The 2,325-nt window shown below is 70.2% G+C and carries 2 protein-coding genes; one reads left to right on the forward strand and one right to left on the reverse strand.

Annotated features, from left to right (window positions below; genetic code table 11):
* Positions 1–140: 140 nt before the first annotated feature.
* On the reverse strand, positions 141–896 hold the full coding sequence (locus GWI24_RS43465; RefSeq protein ID WP_210951526.1) for a GNAT family N-acetyltransferase: 756 nt from the start codon (positions 894–896) through the stop codon (positions 141–143).
* Positions 897–1,318: 422 nt separating this feature from the next.
* On the opposite strand from GWI24_RS43465, the gene GWI24_RS43470 reads away from it, so the two are divergent.
* A complete protein-coding gene (locus tag GWI24_RS43470) occupies positions 1,319–2,110 on the forward strand; it encodes a polysaccharide lyase family 7 protein (protein WP_210951527.1) in 792 nt (263 codons plus the stop codon).
* The last annotated feature ends 215 nt before the right edge of the window (positions 2,111–2,325 follow it).

The raw sequence follows: 2,325 nt of genomic DNA on the forward strand, positions 1-2,325 counted from the left end.
CCCAGACCCCGGGGTCCAGGGGCGAGGCCTCTCCACGCGGCGGACACCCCGTAATCCCCGGCCTGAGCGGGGGCTGAACCCGGCCTGAGCGGGCGGGGAGGGACGGCCCATGAGCGAGCCGCCCTCCCCAGCCCCCTACGTCAGCTCTCGAGACTCATGTACAGACGAGTCCCTCGCGGCTGGAAACCGACGCGTTCGTAGACACGGCGGGAACCCTCACCCGAGTACTCCAGCCAGACCGACCGGGCTCCCCGGGCGAACATCGTCCCGGTCAGCGCGGCGGTGACCGCGGCGGCGATTCCCCGGCCGCGGAAGGCGGGCCGGGTGCCCACGCCCGCCAGTTCGGCGGTGCCCACGGCGGGAGCCGAGCAGGTGGCCCCACCGGCGCAGCCCCCGTCGGGTGCCCGGACGAACCGGATCGCGCCGCCGTCCTCCTGGACGCGGCGCAGCCGGGCCGCCCCCTCCTCGGACGCGGCGAACTCACCTGCGAACGCCTCGGACAGCGCGGCGTCGATCGCCCGGTAGTCCTCGTCCGTGGCCGGAACCGCCACCGGAACGGCCGCCGTGTCCCGCGGAACGGCGAGCCGTTCCGGAGTGCACACCAGATACGCGTGCGTGGCCTCCACACCGAACCCCGCCCCCCGCAGCGCGGGCTCCACCTCGGGCGCGGCGTCCGGTGCGAACTCGAGCCGGGGCTTGAGTTCACGTACCCGGAACGCCTCGATCAGCTCCATGACGTCGCGGGCGGTGGGCCGGGCACCGGGAAGGGGGGTCGCGTAGTTGATGTACGGGCTGGTGGTGCCGGGATCGAACCCCGCCACAAAGCCCCCGACCTCGACAAGCACGGGGCGGCGGCGGAGGTTGGCTACGGCGAAACTCTGGACGTCAGTGCCCATGGTGAAGTGACCTCACGGATCAACGCGGCGGAAGGCGCCGCGGAAGGAAGCGGTGTACGGATATGTGGGGCCGCCGTGAGGAGACGGGTTGTTGGCACCGATCGCTCAGTGCCGACGGCGGCCGCTGGGGGACGCCGAGTCCATGGGCTTCAGTCCTTTGATGACAGTTGGTGAATCGCCACGCGGAACATAGCGCACGGCGTGGCCGGGTGACACATGGTTTTCGCGAGGCGGCGCGAAGGGCTGCCCACCGCTTGACAGGGCCTCAGTCGCCCGGGCACCCCCACCGAACCCGTCCGGAGGATTGACGCGGACACACCACGACTCTACCGTCTCGTCACATCTCGGCGTTCACAAAGAAACACCAACTTCATATACATGGACTGCGGTCCATACCAACCCCCCACGGGAAGGCAATTCCCATGCGCATCCGTACGCTGCTCACCGCGCTGGCGACCGTGACCACCGCCATCGGTGGCCTGGCCCTCGCGGGCCCCGCCGGCGCCTCCCCCGCGGCCGCCTTCGCCGACCCGTCGAAGGCGCTGGGCGGCAACTTCGACCTCTCGGTATGGCAACTCCAGGAGCCGGTCGGCTCCCCGGGCAAGCCGACGACCATCCCCTCGTCCCGGCTCCAGGGGGCGAGCGGATTCCAGGACGACTACTTCTACACCGACAAGCGCGACGGGGCGATGACGTTCTGGGCGCCCGAAAAGGGCGTCACCACCCCGAACTCCAACTACGCCCGCTCCGAGCTGCGGGAGATGAACCGCAACGGCGGCGCCGCGGACTGGTCGCTCGGCGGCTCGCACAAGCTGCGGGCGACGCTGCGCGTGGTGTCGGTGACGAAGAACGTCTGCGTCGGCCAGATCCACCTCGGCTCGGGCGGCTCCTCCACGAAGCCGCTGGTGGAGCTGTACTACCGCGCCAACGGCGACATCGTCCTCGGCACCGAGAACTCCCCCGACGGCGGCCAGACGCTGCACAACGTGGGCCATGTGTCGGTCGGCAAGACATGGAACTACACGATCGGCGTCTCCGGCGGCGACACCATCGACCTGACGGTCAACGGCAGCACGACACACTACGACATCCCGTCGTCCTTCTTCCCGTACAAGCAGTACTTCAAGGCGGGCTCGTACAACCAGTCGTCCTCCGACAGCACGACAAACGGAGCACGTGTCGGCTTCTACGGGCTGACCGTCTCCCACGGCTGAGCCCCCGAGGCCCGGCGGCCAAGGCGGCCGCCGGGCCCTGTCGCCGCTAGGGCCCTTCTGACGGATCTCCGCGGCGTCGCGGCGCCCTGCACGCACTCTCGGCGCACCGCGCGAAACCCCAAGTAGCTCCGCTACGAGGGCTTCCCCGCGGCACGCCGAGAGCACGCACCGGACGCCGCTCCTTCCTCCACGGAGATCCGCCAGAAGGACCCTAG

It is taken from the genome of Streptomyces sp. MK37H, from assembly GCF_018035285.1.
Lineage (GTDB): Bacteria > Actinomycetota > Actinomycetes > Streptomycetales > Streptomycetaceae > Streptomyces > Streptomyces endocoffeicus.

What these genes read in the sequence shown, in the direction of transcription:
- GWI24_RS43465 (WP_210951526.1), bottom strand. Translation starts at nt 896, where the DNA reads ATGGGCACTGACGTCCAGAGTTTCGCCGTAGCCAACCTCCGCCGCCGC.
- GWI24_RS43470 (WP_210951527.1), top strand. Translation starts at nt 1,319, where the DNA reads ATGCGCATCCGTACGCTGCTCACCGCGCTGGCGACCGTGACCACCGCC.